This is a genomic window from Dactylosporangium sp. CA-233914 (assembly GCF_050942935.1).
GTDB lineage: Bacteria > Actinomycetota > Actinomycetes > Mycobacteriales > Micromonosporaceae > Dactylosporangium.
In genome coordinates this window covers 9,173,612-9,189,461 of the sequence record NZ_CP192030.1, presented here as the reverse complement: position 1 = coordinate 9,189,461, position 15,850 = coordinate 9,173,612, and the positions used below count along the sequence as shown (strand labels likewise).

Sequence of the window (15,850 nt, the reverse complement as noted above, 5' to 3'; positions counted from 1 at the left end):
CGTGCCGTTGGTCGCGCTGAACGGCATCCGGATCCACCTTGACGTGGCCGGCCCCGACGACGGGCCCCTCGCCGTGCTTGTCATGGGCACCGGGAGCCGGGGGCGGGTGTGGTCGCTGCACCAGGTGCCTGCGCTCGTCGCCGCCGGCCACCGGGTCGCGACCTTTGACAACCGCGGCATCGCCCCGACGGACGAGTGCGCCGACGGGTTCACGATCGACGACATGGTCAGGGACACCGCGGCCGTGATCGAACACCTCGGCGGGGGCCCGGCCGCCGTGATCGGCACGTCGCTGGGCGCCCGGATCACCCAGGAGCTCGCGCTGGCCCGGCCCGATCTCGTCCGCTGCGCGGTCGCGCTCGCCGCGCACGCCCGGATCGACCCGGTCGGGCGCACCCTCTCGGCGGGGGAGCGGGCGCTGTACGACGCGGGCGTGGTGCTCCCGCCGCGGTACCACGCGGCTGTCACCGCGCACCTGAACCTGTCCCCGGCAACCATGCGCGACGAGGTCGCCGTGCAGGACTGGCTGGACCTGTACGAGCTGACGGGGTCGCGGGTGACGCCGGGGGTCCGGGCCCAGTTGGCGCTGGGCGAGGACGTGGACCGTCGCGTGGCCTACCCGGCGATCCGGGTGCCGCTGCTGGCGGTGGGGTTCGCCGACGACCGGCTGATCGCACCGCACCTCGCCGCGGAGGTGGCCGCGATCGTCCCGGGCGCGCGGCACGTTGAGATCGCGGACTGCGGGCACCTCGGGTACCTGGAGCGGCCGGAGGCCGTCAACGCGGTGATCCTGGATTTCCTCGCTCAGAGGGGGTCTGCCGGCCTCTGCTCGCCTCAGCCATTGGGCGGCTCCGGCTGCGCTCAGGCAGCGGTCCACGCCTCCCACAGCCGGGCGTAGTGCCCGCCCGCGGCGAGCAGTTCGTCGTGCGTGCCCCGCTCGACGATCCGGCCCTCGTGCATCACGACGACGGTGTCGGCGGTGGCCGCCTGGGTCAGCCGGTGCGCGATCACGATCCCGGTGCGGCCCTCCAGGGCCGCCCGGGCCGATCCCTCCAGCCGCCGCGCGCCCGCGCTGCCGGCCTCGGCCGTCGCCTCGTCGAGGATCGCGACGGGCGGATCGGCGAGCACGAGGCGGGCCAGGGCGAGCTGCTGGGCCTGCACCACGCTCAGTTCGTGCCCGCCCGCCCCGACGACGGTCTCCAGGCCCGCCGGAAGCTGCTCCGCCCAGCCCAGCGCGTCGACGGTCGCCAGCGCCGCCCGGAGTTCGGCGTCGGTGGCGGCGGGTGCGGCCAGCCGCAGGTCGTCGGCGAGGGTGCCGGCGAACACGTGCACCTCCTGCGTGACCAGCGCGATGGTCCGCCGTAGGTCGGCCTGGCCCTGGTCGGCGAGGGGAATCCCGCCGAGGTGCACGGCGCCCCGGGTCGCCGGGCGGATCCCGGCCAGGATCGCGGCCAGTGTGGTCTTCCCGGCGCCGCTCGCCCCGACGAGGGCGACGCGGGCGCCGTCCGGGACGTCGAGGTCGACGTCGTGCAGCACGTCGTGTCCGTCCACATAGGAGTGCCCGACGGCGACGGCCTTGACCGACCCGTCGGCGGCCCGCACCGGGTGGAGCGGCTCGGCCGGTGGCTCCAGGTCGACCACCCCGACGAGCCGGGCCAGCCCCGCCGTCGCGGACTGTACCCGGTCGAGCAGGAACAGCAGCGCGTTGATCGGGCCGAAGAGGTTCGCGAAATACAGTGCTGCGGCGCTGGCCGCACCGATCGTCGCGTCGCCCGACCGGACCAGCAGGAACCCCACCACCAGGACCGCGGAGAGTCCGATCAGCTCGGCGAGGTTGAGCCGGCCGAAGAAGCGGGTGTGCAGCCGGAGCAGCCGGACTGCGACGTCGATGGACGCGTCTACGCGGGCCCGGATCGCGGCCAGGTGCGGGTCGGCCAGGCGGAACGCCCGCACCGTGCGCGCACTACCGACGCTGTCGAGAAGCTGCTGCTGCTCCGCGCCGGTCACGACCCGCTCCTCGGCGTAGACCCGCCCGGAGCGGCCCACGTACCAGCGGGCGGTCCACGCCTGCACCGGGACGGCCAGCAGCGCGGCGGCCCCGAAGCGCCAGTCCAGCGCCGCGAGCCCGACCATGGTCAGTCCGATGACCAACGCCGACCGGGCGAAGTCGGGGAACGCCGAGCGGACGGCCTCGCTGACGGTGGAGACGTCGTGGGTGACGCGCGAGGTCAGGTCACCCGACCCGCCCTGCTCGATCCGGGCCAGAGGCAGGCGCAACGCGTGATCGACGAACTCCTCGCGTAGCGTGGCGAGCATCCGCTCACCCACCTTCGCCACCAGCACGAACCCGGCGACGGCGAGCGCTCCCTGCACGAGGGCGACCCCGGCCAGCGCCAGCACGGGGTAGGCGAGCGGGCCCGCGTTGCCCCCGGTGCGGGCCGTGACGGCGAGGTCGACGACCCGGCCGAGCAGCGGCGCCGTGAGCAGACTGACCGCGGCGGACCCGGCCAGGGTCAGCAGTGCGACAACCGCCGTCGTGCGGTGCGGCCGGATCAGCTCCCACATCGCCCGGCGCACGCGGGCCGGCGTGGCGACGGGAAGGATCTGGGGGTTCATGCGAGCACCGTAGCCCGGTAGTCGGCGTCGTCGCGCAGCAGCGCGGCGTGCGTGCCGGCCGCGGCCACCGCCCCGTCCCGCAGCACCAGGACCGTGTCGGCGGCGGCCAGCAGCGTCGGGCTGGTGGTCAGCAGCACGGTCGTGCGGCCGGCGCGCAGTGTCCGCAGGCCCTTGGCGATCCGGGCCTCGGTGACGGTGTCCACGGCGGTCGTCGGGTCGTGCAGGACCAGCACGGGGGCGTGGGCGGCGAGCGCGCGCGCCAGCGCCACCCGCTGGCGCTGGCCTCCGGACAGTGATGAGCCGCGCTCGGCCACCGTGGTGTCGTACCCGTCGGGCTGGGCGGCGGCCACGGTGTCCGCGGCAGCCGCCGCGATCGCGCCGGCAGGGTCGCCGACGGCTACCGCCGTCAGGTTCTCGTGGAGGGTGCCGGTGAACAGGTCGGCGTCGTGCGCCGAGACGAGCACCGCGCCCCGCAGCGCGTGCGGGTCCAGTTCGGTGAACGGGCGGCCGTCGAGCAGCAGCCGCCCGCGGTCCGGATCGCGTTCCCGGGCGAGCCAGGCCAGCAGCGTCGAGGCCATCGGCGGATCGGTGACCACCCCGAGCATGGTGCCCGGGAGGGCGACCAGGTCGACGCCGAGGCCGTCCGCGGATTCCGCGACCCCTTCCAGGCGCAGCTCGCCGCGCACGGGTGCGGTGGGCGTGGCCTCGCCGCCGGTCACCGCGCGCGGCGCGTCGAGCACGCCCGCGATCCGGTCCGCGGACGCGCGACCGACCGCGAACACCGCGGCCAGCTCACCCCCCACCTGCATCGGCCCGCCGAGGAACTGCGCGAGGCCGACGGCGGAGACGAGCCCGCCGACGGTGAGCGACCCGTTCACCGCCAACAGGCCGCCGACGAATGCGACCAAGGCGAGGAACAGGCCGTTCAACGCCAGCACGGCGCCCTCGTACCCGCCCTGGGCGCGGGCGGTGGCGACCGTGGCGCCCAGCGAGCGGTGGCTGACCCGACGGTAGCGCGCCAGGGCGTGCTCCTCCGCACCGATGCCCTTCAGCACCCGCACCCCGCGGACCAGGTCGGCCGCGACTCCCGCGGCATGGGCGGCCTCCTCCTGCTGGGTCGCGCTGCGCCGCTCGACGGGCCGGCTCACGAGCTGCACCAGGTACAGCAGCGGGGGTGTGCCGAGCAGGACCAGCAGCCCGAGCGGCACGGACATCGTCAGCAGCGCGGTGCCCGCGACCAGCAGCCCGACCACCGCGGCGATCCCGCGGGGAACCATGAACGCCACCTCGGACACCCGGCGGACGTCCGAGGTGGCGATGCTGATCACGGCCCCGGGCGGGCGGCCCGCCTCCGCGCCGCCGCGCGCGTCGAGGATCCGCCCGGCCAGCCGCATCCGCAGGTCGCGTTCGACGCCGGTCGCCGCATGGAGGGCCTGCCGGGCGCTGAACCGCCAGCACAGCGACAGGGTCAGGAAGGTCGCGGCGAGCACCGCCAGCCACCATGCGAGCCCGGCGGCGTCACCGCTCGCGATCCCCCGGTCGATCACGACGCCGATCAGCACCGGAACGAGTGCCTCGCCGGCCTGGTAGCCGGTGCCGAGCAGGGAACCCAGCACCACTGGGCGGCGACTGCGCCGGAGCGCGGCGCGCAGCAGGGAGCTGCCGGGCGACGGCACCGACGAATTCTGGCGAGGCTTGCCCGACCTAGGCAAGGCGGACGGTTGCTGCGGGCACCACGAACGGCGCGACCGAGCCCAGCTTCTCGCAGGTCTCCTCGAACTCCCGCTCCGGCGTCGAGTCGACCACGATCCCTGCTCCGGCGCGCAGCCACGCCTTGTCGTCCTCCTGGTACACCGCGCGCAGCACGAGGGCGGCGTCCAGCGAGCCGTCGGCGTCGATCGCGACGACCGCACCCGAGTAGAGGCCGCGACGGTCGTCCATGCGGGCGATCGCGTCCAGCGACTCACGTTTCGGGATGCCCGACGCGGTCACCGCCGGGAACACGGCCTCCAGCGCGTCCCACGCCGAGCGGTCCTCGGCGAGGTCGCCGTTGACGAACGAGGCGAGGTGCTGTACCGAACCCCGTTCCTTGACCCCCATGAATTCGCCGATGCGCACGGATCCCGGCGTGCAGATGCCGCGCAGCTCGTGCTGGGAGGTGCGCACGGAGACGGCGTGCTCGAAGACCTCCTTCGGGTCGTTCTCCAGCTCGCGACGCGCCGCCGCGTCCAGCGCGGCGCCCCGGCCGAACGCGCGGGTGCCCGCCAGCGGCTGCGTGACGACGTGGCCCGTCCGGTCGACCGACACGACGATCTCGGGGCTGAAGCCGGCCGCCTCCGCGCCGTCCAGGCGCAGCACGAACGACCGCGCGGGGGTGTTGCCGCGGCGGCCCCGCTCATAGGTGGACACGACGTCGACCGGGAAGGGGATGGGCACCGACCGGGACAGGATGACCTTCTGGTACTGACCCTGCCGGATCTCCTTGACCGCCTGCGCGACCCGCTCGCGGTAGTTGGCGCCGTCGGCGGTGATGTCGACGGCGGCGGCCGGCCCGACCTCCGGCGCGGTGTCGGCGGTCAGCAGGTCGCGCACCCGCGCGCGCGCCGCCGCGTCGACGCCGCGCACCACGGCCCGGCCCGCCTCCAGGGTCACCTCGACGCGCGGAACGATCAGCCGGACTGCCACGCCGTCGGGCTCGGCGGCACCGTTCAGGGCCAGTCCCGGCACCAGCGAGGCGAACCCGAAGTCGACCCGGCCGTACGCCCGCCAGCCCGCGATCGGCAGCCGCGACAGCGTCGTGTGCAACGCCTGAGCGGGGGAGCCCGACCACGACCGCTCGGTGACCTCGCCGCCGGACTCGACCCGTACCCGCCGCGCGTCGAGGGTCACCGTGGCGAGCGCGTCCCCGGCGAACGTCCACGTGCCCGCACGCTCGTAGACGACGTAGTCGTCGAATCCGGACCGCGCCAGCCGGGTTGCCAGGTTCAGCGGATCGGACGACCCTGTCGCGATCTCTTCACGGACGTACTCGGTCACACCATCTCCTTGTCGTCGGTGCGGCGGGTCGGTCAGCCCGCCGCCGAGCGGCTGGGGCGGCACCGTGTCGGTTGTCACGGCTGGCCGGCAGACGTCGCGACGTAGCCCGGTCGCGCGACCACCTCGGGGTCGCGGCGACGTAGCACCGACTGCAGGATGTCCCCGGACCGGACAGCTGTGTTGGACAGCAGCGACGACGTCAACCCGTGGGTGTGCTCGGTGCCGCCCTGGAGGTAGATACCGCACTCCATCGCGGTCGTGGTCTCCACCCGGTAGTCGCGGGCGACCCGTAGCCGCCCCTGCGGGTCGCGCAGGCAGAACCGGTCGGCGTCGTGGACGAGGCGCGTCGGGTCCGCCGGGCGGTATCCGGTCGCGTAGACCACCACGTCGGCGTCCAATGTGGTCGTCTCGCCCGTGGACAGCGAGTGGACCGCGACCCGGGTCCCGTCGGCGGTCTCCTCGATATCGGTGATCTGCGACAGGTTGAACCACCGCAGCCGTTCGACGCCGTGGACCTTCTCTTGGTACGACCGCCGGTACAGCTCCTCGATGAGGTCCAGGTCGACCACCGAGTAGTTCGTGTTGCGGTGGTAGTCCAGCAGGCGCTGCTTGACCGGGCCCGGGGCGACGAAGTAGTCGTCGACGGCGGCCGGATCGAAGATGCGGTTGGCGAACGGACTGTCGTCGGCAGGGCTGTACCCGTACCGGGAGAAGACCGCGCACACCTGGGCGGCCGGGAACCGGGTGTGGAGGAAGGCGACGACCTCGGCGGCGCTCTGGCCGGCGCCTACCACCACGAACCGGGTCGAGCCGCTGCGGGGCAGGTCGTCGACCCGGTGCAGCAATTCGTCGCTGTGCCAGACCTGGGCGGTGCTCGACCTGCCGTCGGGCAGGAACGGCTCCAGCCCCGGCGCCATGACGACGTTGCGGGCCCGGTAGACGACCGGGGCCTCACCGGGCGCGTCGGGCGCGGCGACGACATCGAGGAGCCTGACCACGCCGTCGCGCACCACCGGACGGATGTCGGCGACGGTGTGGCCGTAGGACACGAGGTCGTCGACCTTCTCCGCCGCCCACTCGAGGTAGTCGTGGAACTCGGCACGCAGGGGGAACAGCGTCTTGTGGTTGATGAAATCGACGAGCCGCCCCCGGTCGTGCAGGTACGACAGGAAGCTGTACCGGCTGGCGGGGTTGCGCAGGGAGACGAGGTCCTTGAGGAACGAGACCTGCATCGTCGCGTCCTCCAGCAGCATCCCGCGGTGCCAGCCGAAGCGCGGTTGTCGCTCCAGAAAGTGCGCGGTGACTGCCGCATCCCTGGACACCTGCGCGTTGTGTTCGCTCACCGCCACCGCCATCGCCAGATTCGACGGCCCGAAGCCGATCCCGATCAGGTCGAAGACGGGTAACGGGTCGGTCGATGTGTCCGCTGCGAGAGCCTGTGACATGTCGATCCCATCACTTGGGCTGGCCGCGTGACGCGGTTCAGCGAACGGGTCGGACGACGTGCGACATGGTGCCTCGTTGAACCGCACGCCCATCGGAGCCGGCGAGGTCCGATTTGGTTAGGCTAAGCTAACTTACGTGGCGTGTCGAGGGCTTGGTCGATGCTCTGCGAAGTGATATGAATCCACTCCGCAGCCGTTGCGCAATAAGGCAACGCCGCGCTCATGGCCCTATCCGCGTGGTGGCCACACGCGCCGCTCGGCGCTGTCGCGTCGGAGAGCGCCAGGATGGTCGGGTCGACGCCGAGGAGCCGTCAAGATCACCGTCGGGACGGGTGGAGCGGGTCCTCACCCGGTGGCGTCCAGGTCCTGGAGGCGCAGCCCCCGGGCGCCACCGCGCCGGCAGGCTGTTTCGGTGTGCAGGCGGAGCAGGAGCGCGTCGAGGACGGTGTCGTTGCCGGTGGTGCGGACGACCAGGTTGATCTCAGTCAGTTCGTCGGGTGTCAGTGCCCGTCGGGTGCTGGGCAGCCGCCGGGTTTGCGGACCGGTGGGCCGGGCTCTCCGTGGCCTGGATGAGTGCGTCGACGATGGCCTGGTTGTAGAAGGCGCGGGCGGCGGCGATGAGCAGCTCGCCGGCGTGGCGGCCGCCGCGGCTGTTGCGTCGGGCTGGCCGCTGCGGAGCGGTTTGGTCAGCCGCGCGATCAGGCATGGGCTCGTCGGCCCGGATGCGGTGAGCGCGTCGGCGGGCAACGGCGTGTGACTGCCGTGGTGCTCGAGGAGCGCCCGTGCCTGCTGCTGTTGCGTGTCGTCGCGCCAGGCGAGGTTGTCGGGGACGACGGCGACGAGCCAGCCGCCCGGACGCAGCAGGTGCCAGGCCAGCCGGACATGCTGAAGCCAGAGGTCCGGGCTACTGCCGGCGAGTCGTTTCGTGGTGAGTGTAAGTACGGCGCCTCGAGCTCGCCGGGGCGGGGCGTCGCCGAGGGTTGAGCGCAGGCGTCTCGCGTTGTACTAATCGACCCATCCGGCAGCGACCCATTCGACATCGTCGATTGTGCGCAGCCGTCCCGTACGGAACGGGGAGTCGTCGCGGATCGCTTCGTCCTTGAGCAGTCCGATCGTCGTGGCGGCGAGAGCGTTGCGTGTCCGCCACGACCCCGCCAGCCGACCCCAGGTCGACCACTGCCAAGACTTACGGCCGATTCACACTTCAGACCTCGTGACAAAGGGCCGACCCCAAGCAAGTGGGGTCGGCCCAACCGCTGCCGATTCAGTGGGATGACGGGCTCAGGGCTTGACCCGCAGCAGATGCCCGGCGTCGTTACCCCAGTACAACCGGCCTGAGGAGTCGAACGCCATTGTCCGGTAGTACCGGACACCGGGGCTGGCGACCGACTCGAACGAGTTGTCTGCGGGATTGAACCTGAAGATCGAGTTTGCGGAGCCTCCGTACAACATGCCGTCAGGTCCGGTAACGAGGTCGTACGTGGTGCCGAACGGCACCTGACCGGACGCGATGATGCTCGCGGTGGCCGGGTCGAAGCGGAACCATGCGCCATTATCTGTCGTCCCGACTACCGAACCGTCGGGAGCCGTGGCCAGTGCGAGGATCTGGTTGGCCCCGGGTACCGGAACGAGGGATGTCTCGACGGAGCCATCGACCTTCACAACGAGCAACTTTGCACTGCCGGGCAGGTGGGTGTCATCTCCGATAGTGCTGCCCCCGGCGACGAGGCGGTCGCCCGCTGAGGTCACCGACCAAAAGTGCTGATCACCCGCCAGACCTCGAAAGGACTGCACTTGAAACGTAGTCGGATCGATAGCAGTGAGTGCGCCGCGGGTCACGCCGTATGCGGCTCCAGAGGCGACCCAGATGCGGTGATCAGGGCCGACAGTCATGTCCCACGGACGGTACTGCTGGTCGCCGACCGATCCCAACTCGTAAGGATTACCGCCCAGGCTCGAACTGGGCGCCCACGCCTTAGTCGGGTCATACACGGTGATGACGTTGTACGTGTACGAGCCCATGAACAGCTTGCCCGCTGCGGAATGCATCGAGTAGATCGCTCCGGATCGACCCGGCGCGACGTTGCCGAGGACCTCCGTGTTGCCACTCTTCGGGTCGTAACAGAAGAGAGCGTTCGTCTCGTATGTACCTCCACACATCCTGCCGTCAGGAGCCTGGGCTAGCGAGGTGACATTGGTCGGGTTGCCCGGCAGGCTGAGTTGATAGGTCTTGAGTTCGCCAGTGTCGGGGTTCCATCGACCAACCTGTCCCGTCAGACCGACACTCGCGTACCATGTCTCGTCGCCGATCTTGATGGGCCACACCCGTGGCCCCGATGCCCACGTCGACGGGGTGTGCGTGGCGTCGATCCGGTAGCCGTCATGGCGAGGCCGGCCGGTATAGAAGACGGACGAGCCGGCATGATCCGGATCCGGGCCGACGGCGATGAAGCCGTTCCCCTGGTATGGCGCGAAGCCCATCCCTGTGATCGTCGGCACCTCATCGATGAAGGCAAGCGTTCGTGCGTCGAATCGGAGCACCTTGCTGTCCGGCGTCACAAGTTGGACATATATGGACTTTCCGATGCGGACGGCGTTGTATGCAAAGGAGTATTTCGCCGTATAGGTTTCCGGGAGAATACTCCGAGTCTTCCCCGTGACGAGATCCAGGACGAGCACCCGCGCTGGACTGGACTCGGCGATGAGAAGGTGCCGGTCGTCAAGCGCAAGTAATCCCTTCGGAAACGTCTCGGTTGCCAGGACGAAACGAAGGGCGCCGGTCGCCGGATCGTACTCGTAGATGCCCTTGCCGTAGGCGCCGCAATAAATCTTGCCGTTGGGTGAAGCCTCCATGCCGAAGCAGAACAGTCCGTCCGGTGCGGTGGCCGCGATACGGATCTTGTCCGTTTTCGGGTCGTATTCCCAGATCTCCGGTTTGCTTCGGGCATTCAGCGGGCCTAGATAGACGCGACCATTCGTCCCGAGGGTCACGTGATACCCCCCGTAGGCGCCAGGCATGACCAGTTTGGTTCGGATCTTGCCGGTGACGGGGTCAACCCCGAAGAAGGTCACGCCGTCGCTGGGAGTGTTGTAGGTACTTCCGTAGAGCGTCGGCCGTCCGGCTGCATCCTTGCCAAGGACGGAGTCGAGGATGAGGTAATTGCTGATCGGGACGCCAAGGTCCTCGACCGTTTGATCCTGGGCAGACGCCGCCGGCGCGACCATGAACGACGCAATGAACATCAGAACCGCGACCGCGATGCGTGGCGTGTTGAGACGGAATCGTGATCTTGTCTGTTTGGACGCATTCATAGGTGAACCCTTTGGGATCGCCGAGGCTCGCCACTCGAGTGTTGTTGAGGGCCTCGTGAATGGCCTGTCGTCGGTGACATTCGGCCCGTGTGGTTGAGACTAGGGGGCACACAGGGCCTCGGAAGCCGGCAATGTTGCGCTCACCACGCGGTTCTTGCGCTATTTGCATCCATCGGCCGGCATCACCCGACTGCCGCGAGGAGGTCAGACATACCATCGGTCAGAGCGGGTGACCGGGATGGGACGCATGCACACATTCGCGGTCGCGCCGGCTCACGTCGACTGCGGTGGCCGGGTTGTCGGTGTGACCGAAAGGTGAGTGCGGATGAGCGCGCGGGCGTTGACGCCAGCGCCGCCATCATCGCCCCGGCAGGATGGAAAGTCGAACAACAGCTGCTTCAACAGGACAACCGGCGCCTACGCGAAGAAGTCGACCGCCTCAAAGCCGCGGTCCGCCGCAACCTCGGCCAGCAACTCGACCAATTCGGCGCCGCCGACCTCGGCACTCGCGTCGATGAACTCACCGTGCTGAACCAGCGGCTCCAAAGCGATCTCGAAAGCGCGCAGGCGCTCATCACCGACCTGGCCGGGCAACTCAACGAAACACACGACGATCTAGCCGCAGCTCGGACCAGCATTCGCCAACTGATCCGAATCGAGAACACCGCCAGCGCCACGCCCTGAACGTTGGGCGGCCGGGCCACGCGCGGCCTGCTTTGAGCTAACGCGACTTCCGCGGGCGGGACCCCCACCGGCCAATTTGCCGACGGCGGATCCCGCCCTCGCCGTCGCCCGTACCAGCTGGCTGGCGCCCTGGTGTCGGCGTACGGGCTCAGTTGCACAGCCGCGTACGCCAACTCGTACAAAGCAATCATTGGCCTTGGTAACTGGGTGCGCGCGCTCGGCCGACGAGACGACTGCCTCACGCGAAGGTCACCGACTACGCGATGTGACGCGCAGGCGGGTCCAGCGGCGTCCGGAGCCGATGTGCGGAAGTTGGGCAATAGCAAGTGGTCGATGGCCCCGCCTGAGCTGTCTGGCGGTGAGGGGTTGGCCGGCTCGCCGGCCAGCGGGTCGGCTCGCCTGCCCACGCCGGGTGCGGGCGGGGGCCAGAAGGCTTCCGGTGTCAGTCGGTGAGGCCGGCGTCGTGGGCGAGTAGGGCGACCTGGGTACGGTTGTTGAGATCGAGTTTGGTGAGTAGGCGGGAAATGTGGGCTTTCACGGTGGCCACGCTCATGAACAGCTCGCCCGCGATCTCGGCGTTGGACTTGCCCCGCCCGACGGCGATGGCGACCTCGCGTTCGCGTTCGCTGAGCTGATGCAGCGCGGTGGTGGCGTGCTGTTGCCGGGCGGCGGCGCCGGTGTCGCTGAGGTGGGCGATGAGCCGTCGGGTGACGGTCGGCGACAGGATGGGTTCGCCGGCTGCAACCCGCGCGATGGCGCGCAGGATCTCGGCGGGTGGCGTGTGTTTGAGCAGGAAGCCGCTGGCCCCGGCGCGCAGGGCGCGCAGGACGTACTCGTCAGCGTCGAAGGTGGTCAGGACGATGACCTCGGGTGGGTCGGGTCGGGCGCGGAGTCGCTCGGTGGCGGCGAGGCCGTCGAGGGTGGGCATGCGGATGTCCATCAGCACCACGTCCGGGGCGTATGCGTCGACGGCGGCGGCTACTTCGCTTCCGTCGCCGGCCTCGCCCACCACGGCGATGTCCGGCGAGCCGCCGATGACCATGGTGAGGCCGGCCCGCACGAGCGGGTCGTCGTCGACGATGAGGACCCGCACCGGTGCGTTCACGTTGGGCTCCTTGTCCGTGCTCACCTGGGCCGGAGGCTGATTCCGACCGCGATCAGAGGGTAGGCCACGGTAGCCAGGCCCTGAGCCGGAAGTCACCGGCGGGGGTGGGGCCGTGTTCGAGGCGTCCGCCGGCGAGGGCGGCCCGTTCGGTGAGCCCGATGAGGCCGATGCCGGCGCCGGGGATGCCGGCAGGGCTGGTCTCGGCCGGGTACGGGTTGCGGATCTCGACGGTTACGCCGTCGCGCGGGGTTGCCCGGACGGTGACGGCCACCTCGCCGTCGGGGGCGTGCTTGCGGGCGTTGGTCAGCCCTTCCTGCACGATCCGGTACGCGCTGCGCCCCACACCAGCCGGTACGGCGGAAAGCGCGTCGGTCTGCCAGTCGAGCCGTACCCGCATCCCGGCGCGCCGCGATTGGTCGACGAGGTCAGGGAGGTCGGCCAGGGTGGGCTGCGGCCGTTCCGGCGTCTCGTCGGACCGGTCGACACCGGTACGGAGGACGCCGATCACCTCCCGAAGGTCCTCCAGCGCCTGGTAGGCGCTGTCGCGGATCACCCCGGCGGCACGGGCGACCTCCTCGGGCGCGGCGTCGGGGCGTAGCTCCAGCGCCCCGGCGTGCAGGCTCAGCAGGGACAGGCGGTGGGCGAGCACGTCGTGCATCTCCCGGGCGATCCGGTTGCGTTCGCCCTGGCGGGCTTCGGCGACGCGCAGTTCCTGTTCGGCCTCGACCCGCCCAGCCCGCTCCCGCAGCGACTGGCGTCGGGCCCGTACAAACATGCCCCAGGCGAGTACCGCGGCCGCGAAGACGACGCCCAGCACGATCTCCGACGGGGACCCGACTGGGACGTCGGGCCGAACCAGCAGCGTCAGGAACAGGACGAGCGCGTACCCAGCCACGATCGGGGCGACCACCGCGAAGCGCCGGTGCACCGCGACGGTGAACAGCGCGATGAGCGCCGCGCCCGCCGCCGACGTCGAGTAGACGCTGACCAGACCCGCGACCACGGCGAAGCCGACCGGCCAGCGCCGGCGCAGCCATACCCCGAGACAGCACAGCCCGCCGAGGATGAGGTCCACGGCGAGCGGCGCCGGTGCGATGTGTTGCGCGCGGCTGTCGAACAGGGTCTGCACCGTGACGCCGACGGCCAGCAGGAAACAAAGGGCGTCGACCAGCCGATCGCGCGCCGTGGGCCCGGCCGGGCGCACCGGGTCGTTGCCAGCACCGCTGATCACGCCCGCCGGTAGCGGGCTCCGATCCTGCGGGTCCGCCGGGGCCATCATGATCAAAGGGTACGGCCGGCCGGGCCCCACGGCATCCGACCAAAGTCGATCCCCAGGTGTAGACCTTCGGCCCACCACCATCGACCTTGGCTCGTAGCGGCGTATCCGGCCGCTCCAGCAATCTGTTCCACATCACCGGAACGGACAGCCAAAGAAGACTCCGAAACCAATTCCGACCATTCCTACGCCAACGAATGACGCGGAAAGGGAAATGAGACCCGATCAGCGACATCCGAACGAAAATCTCGACGCTGTGGATCGTCGTAGTGCTCACTATGATCTACACGGACATCGTCAGTTACCTGGACCCCGAACTCCTTCGGGGAATCATGTCCGGATACGCGGACGGCACCCGAATCACCCAAACCCTCCTGGTCGCGGCGGCGGTCACGGGCGAGATTCCGATCCTGATGGTGTTGCTGTCGCGGGTACTGAAGCCGACGGTGAGTCGGTGGGCCAACGTCGCGGCGATGCTCGTCCAGGTGGGCGCGGCCTCGGTACATCCCTGCCGCCACTCCGGCGGAGGGACCGCTCCTCTCGAAAGAAGAACCGATGACCATCCGAAGGAAAACCCCGAACCTGCTCGACAACCCGCCGATCCCCGTGCAGGCCAAGCTCGCCGCCGCATGGACCAGCTTCATGTTCCTCTACATCTACGTCGACTACTTCCACCTCTACAAGCCTGGCGTCATCGACAACATCCTGGCTGGCGTCGTCTTTGAGTTCGACATCAGCCCGACGTTGTTGACCATGATGCTCACGTCCGTGGCGATCCCGGCCCTGATGGTGATGCTCTCCATGACGCTGCCCGCCCGGGTGAACCGCGCCACGAACCTCGTCGTTGCATTGCTCTACATCCCCTACTCGGTGGTCAACGCGGTAGGGGAGTCCTGGGCCTGGGCCTCCTTCTACGGCCTCTCCATCGGAATCGAGGTGCTGCTCCTGGCCTTCATCCTGCGCTCCGCCTGGAAATGGCCTCGAACCCCCGCCGTCCCAGCCGGTCCCGCGACGACCGACCTTCGACAGTAGGTATCCGTGTAAGTCCTACGGCGTGAAGCCCGCCGCCGCGGCCGGGTGTGCCTTCTTTGCCGCCCGGATCAACGGCGTCTGTCCCCACGCGGTGCGCGCATCCGGATCGGCCCCCCGGTCGAGTAACTCACCGACGAGCCCAGTCGATGGCGCCGCCCTGGTCGAGGACCCCAGGGCCTTTGCAAGGTAGGTATTTGACCGGTTCGTCGGGTCCGGGATAGCCACGCCCGTTGCGGCAGGCTCACAGGACGAGCGCGGCCCTGTGGTGATCATGCAGTTGTCTACGCTGGATGATCAGAAGAAGGACCGCGCTCGTGGCTGCATCATCGCTGATTGATCGCCCCACCGCAGGCCACGACATCGTCATCGTCGCCGAACTCATGGGCCACAAACGCCTCGCCCCCGAACTGGTCGGTCCGGGAGTGACCTGGACACCCGAGTGGCTCCTCCGGACACCGGATACGCCCTCCTCTGTGTTTCGGTGTGGATTGCACGTAGGGCGCGCGGCCGTCGTTGTCGAACGGCTCGCCGAACACCACATCGGCATCCAGGGCTTTCTTCTACCGGCCGATACGCGTGCGGCGCAGAAGGGCGTTTCCGGATCAGCGCATGATGCGACGGCGGCGAGCGCGCTGGCGGCACGCGGGAGAGCAGTAGCGGGCTGGCCGTCCGGTGTTCTTGACGCGCAGCGGGCTGCCGCACTCGGCGCAGGAATCGGGACGCTCGTCGTCACGTAACTCGGCACCTTTCGTGACGCCGGGCCGCCGCAGGCTGTTGAGTAGCTGCCAGATGAGTCGCGTGCCGCCAGCTCGGCTCGGGTGGGCCGAACACAGCGTCGCGCCGCCGGCGATCAGCGCGTTCAAGTCTTCAATATGCAGCTTCGCATCGATCGTGCCAGCGCGCTTCGCGCTGTGCAGCAGGCGATCCAGCGCCTCACCGAACCTCCGGGCCGCCGCGGCGAAGGTTGCGTGCGGCCAGCTGCGGTCGGCCACCAGAGCGTCGCAGAGGTACTTGCCCCGGGCGCATTTCTCGATCACCTCGAACAGAAAGCCGAGCAATGCGTCGCCGGGCGTTGCCCGGGCGGCCCACCGGTCGGCTGCCGACACCAGGTCGTCGAGATGCTGCGCGAAGACCGCCTCGACCAGGATCGTCTTGCTCGGGAAATGCCGGTAGACCGTGCCCGCACCCACACCGGCGCGCTGGGCGACCCGGCCGAGCGGAACCTCCAGCCCCTCGGCGGCGAAGGCCTGGGCTGCGGCGCGCAGCACGAGCTTGCGGTTCCGGACGGCGTCGGCACGCATGGCGGTCATGTCACGCAACCCTTGCCGGCCGCTCGGAAACGGG

General features: G+C 69.9%; 13 protein-coding genes. 5 read left to right on the top strand and 8 right to left on the bottom strand.

Translation table 11 applies throughout. The features are described from left to right. Position 1: 1 nt before the first annotated feature. Positions 2-898, top strand: coding sequence for an alpha/beta fold hydrolase (locus ACQPY0_RS41050; protein WP_432973704.1), 897 nt, complete (start codon positions 2-4; stop codon positions 896-898). Here ACQPY0_RS41050 and ACQPY0_RS41045 read toward each other — a convergent pair. The 4 genes from ACQPY0_RS41045 to ACQPY0_RS41030 all read right to left on the bottom strand — a co-directional run bounded on the left by ACQPY0_RS41045 (position 862) and on the right by ACQPY0_RS41030 (position 7,097). Further along, positions 862-2,616: an ABC transporter ATP-binding protein gene (locus ACQPY0_RS41045; RefSeq protein WP_432973702.1), complete on the bottom strand. Its 1,755-nt coding sequence runs from the start codon at positions 2,614-2,616 to the stop codon at positions 862-864. The two genes, ACQPY0_RS41050 and ACQPY0_RS41045, sit on opposite strands and share 37 nt — an antisense overlap. Next, positions 2,613-4,292 (bottom strand): ABC transporter ATP-binding protein, encoded by a 1,680-nt coding sequence (locus tag ACQPY0_RS41040; protein WP_432973700.1) that lies wholly within the window; start codon positions 4,290-4,292, stop codon positions 2,613-2,615. The genes ACQPY0_RS41045 and ACQPY0_RS41040 overlap by 4 nt, the downstream gene beginning before the upstream one ends. A 28-nt stretch (positions 4,293-4,320) precedes the next feature. Next, a complete protein-coding gene (locus ACQPY0_RS41035; protein WP_432973698.1) occupies positions 4,321-5,652 on the bottom strand; it encodes a salicylate synthase in 1,332 nt (443 codons plus the stop codon). Positions 5,653-5,726: 74 nt separating this feature from the next. Next, positions 5,727-7,097 (bottom strand): lysine N(6)-hydroxylase/L-ornithine N(5)-oxygenase family protein, encoded by a 1,371-nt coding sequence (locus tag ACQPY0_RS41030; protein WP_432973696.1) that lies wholly within the window; start codon positions 7,095-7,097, stop codon positions 5,727-5,729. 445 nt (positions 7,098-7,542) lie between these two features. On the opposite strand from ACQPY0_RS41030, the gene ACQPY0_RS41025 reads away from it, so the two are divergent. After that, positions 7,543-7,854 carry a hypothetical protein gene (locus ACQPY0_RS41025; RefSeq protein WP_432973694.1) on the top strand — a complete coding sequence of 104 codons (312 nt, stop codon included), beginning with the start codon at positions 7,543-7,545 and terminating at the stop codon, positions 7,852-7,854. A gap of 524 nt (positions 7,855-8,378) precedes the next feature. Here ACQPY0_RS41025 and ACQPY0_RS41020 read toward each other — a convergent pair. Then, positions 8,379-10,409: a hypothetical protein gene (locus ACQPY0_RS41020; protein ID WP_432973692.1), complete on the bottom strand. Its 2,031-nt coding sequence runs from the start codon at positions 10,407-10,409 to the stop codon at positions 8,379-8,381. A gap of 315 nt (positions 10,410-10,724) precedes the next feature. Between ACQPY0_RS41020 and ACQPY0_RS41015 the strand changes: the two genes are divergently transcribed. Beyond that, positions 10,725-11,093, top strand: a complete 369-nt coding sequence (locus tag ACQPY0_RS41015; RefSeq protein WP_432973690.1) for a hypothetical protein — start codon at positions 10,725-10,727, stop codon at positions 11,091-11,093. A gap of 442 nt (positions 11,094-11,535) precedes the next feature. On the opposite strand, the gene ACQPY0_RS41010 is transcribed toward ACQPY0_RS41015, so the two are convergent. Beyond that, on the bottom strand, positions 11,536-12,222 hold the full coding sequence (locus tag ACQPY0_RS41010; protein WP_432973688.1) for a response regulator: 687 nt from the start codon (positions 12,220-12,222) through the stop codon (positions 11,536-11,538). A 28-nt stretch (positions 12,223-12,250) separates the two neighbouring features. Further along, complete coding sequence (locus ACQPY0_RS41005) at positions 12,251-13,477, bottom strand: sensor histidine kinase (RefSeq protein WP_432973686.1); 1,227 nt, start codon at positions 13,475-13,477, stop codon at positions 12,251-12,253. Between the two features lie 275 nt (positions 13,478-13,752). Between ACQPY0_RS41005 and ACQPY0_RS41000 the strand changes: the two genes are divergently transcribed. Together ACQPY0_RS41000 and ACQPY0_RS40995 are read left to right on the top strand one after the other, a co-directional pair. Next, positions 13,753-14,199, top strand: a complete 447-nt coding sequence (locus ACQPY0_RS41000) for a DUF6326 family protein (RefSeq protein ID WP_432973684.1) — start codon at positions 13,753-13,755, stop codon at positions 14,197-14,199. Then, positions 14,081-14,506, top strand: coding sequence for a DUF6326 family protein (locus ACQPY0_RS40995; RefSeq protein ID WP_432995572.1), 426 nt, complete (start codon positions 14,081-14,083; stop codon positions 14,504-14,506). Before ACQPY0_RS41000 ends, ACQPY0_RS40995 begins: the two co-directional genes overlap by 119 nt. Positions 14,507-15,108: 602 nt before the next feature. Here ACQPY0_RS40995 and ACQPY0_RS40990 read toward each other — a convergent pair. Beyond that, on the bottom strand, positions 15,109-15,816 hold the full coding sequence (locus ACQPY0_RS40990; protein WP_432973682.1) for a TetR/AcrR family transcriptional regulator: 708 nt from the start codon (positions 15,814-15,816) through the stop codon (positions 15,109-15,111). Between the last annotated feature and the right edge of the window lie 34 nt (positions 15,817-15,850).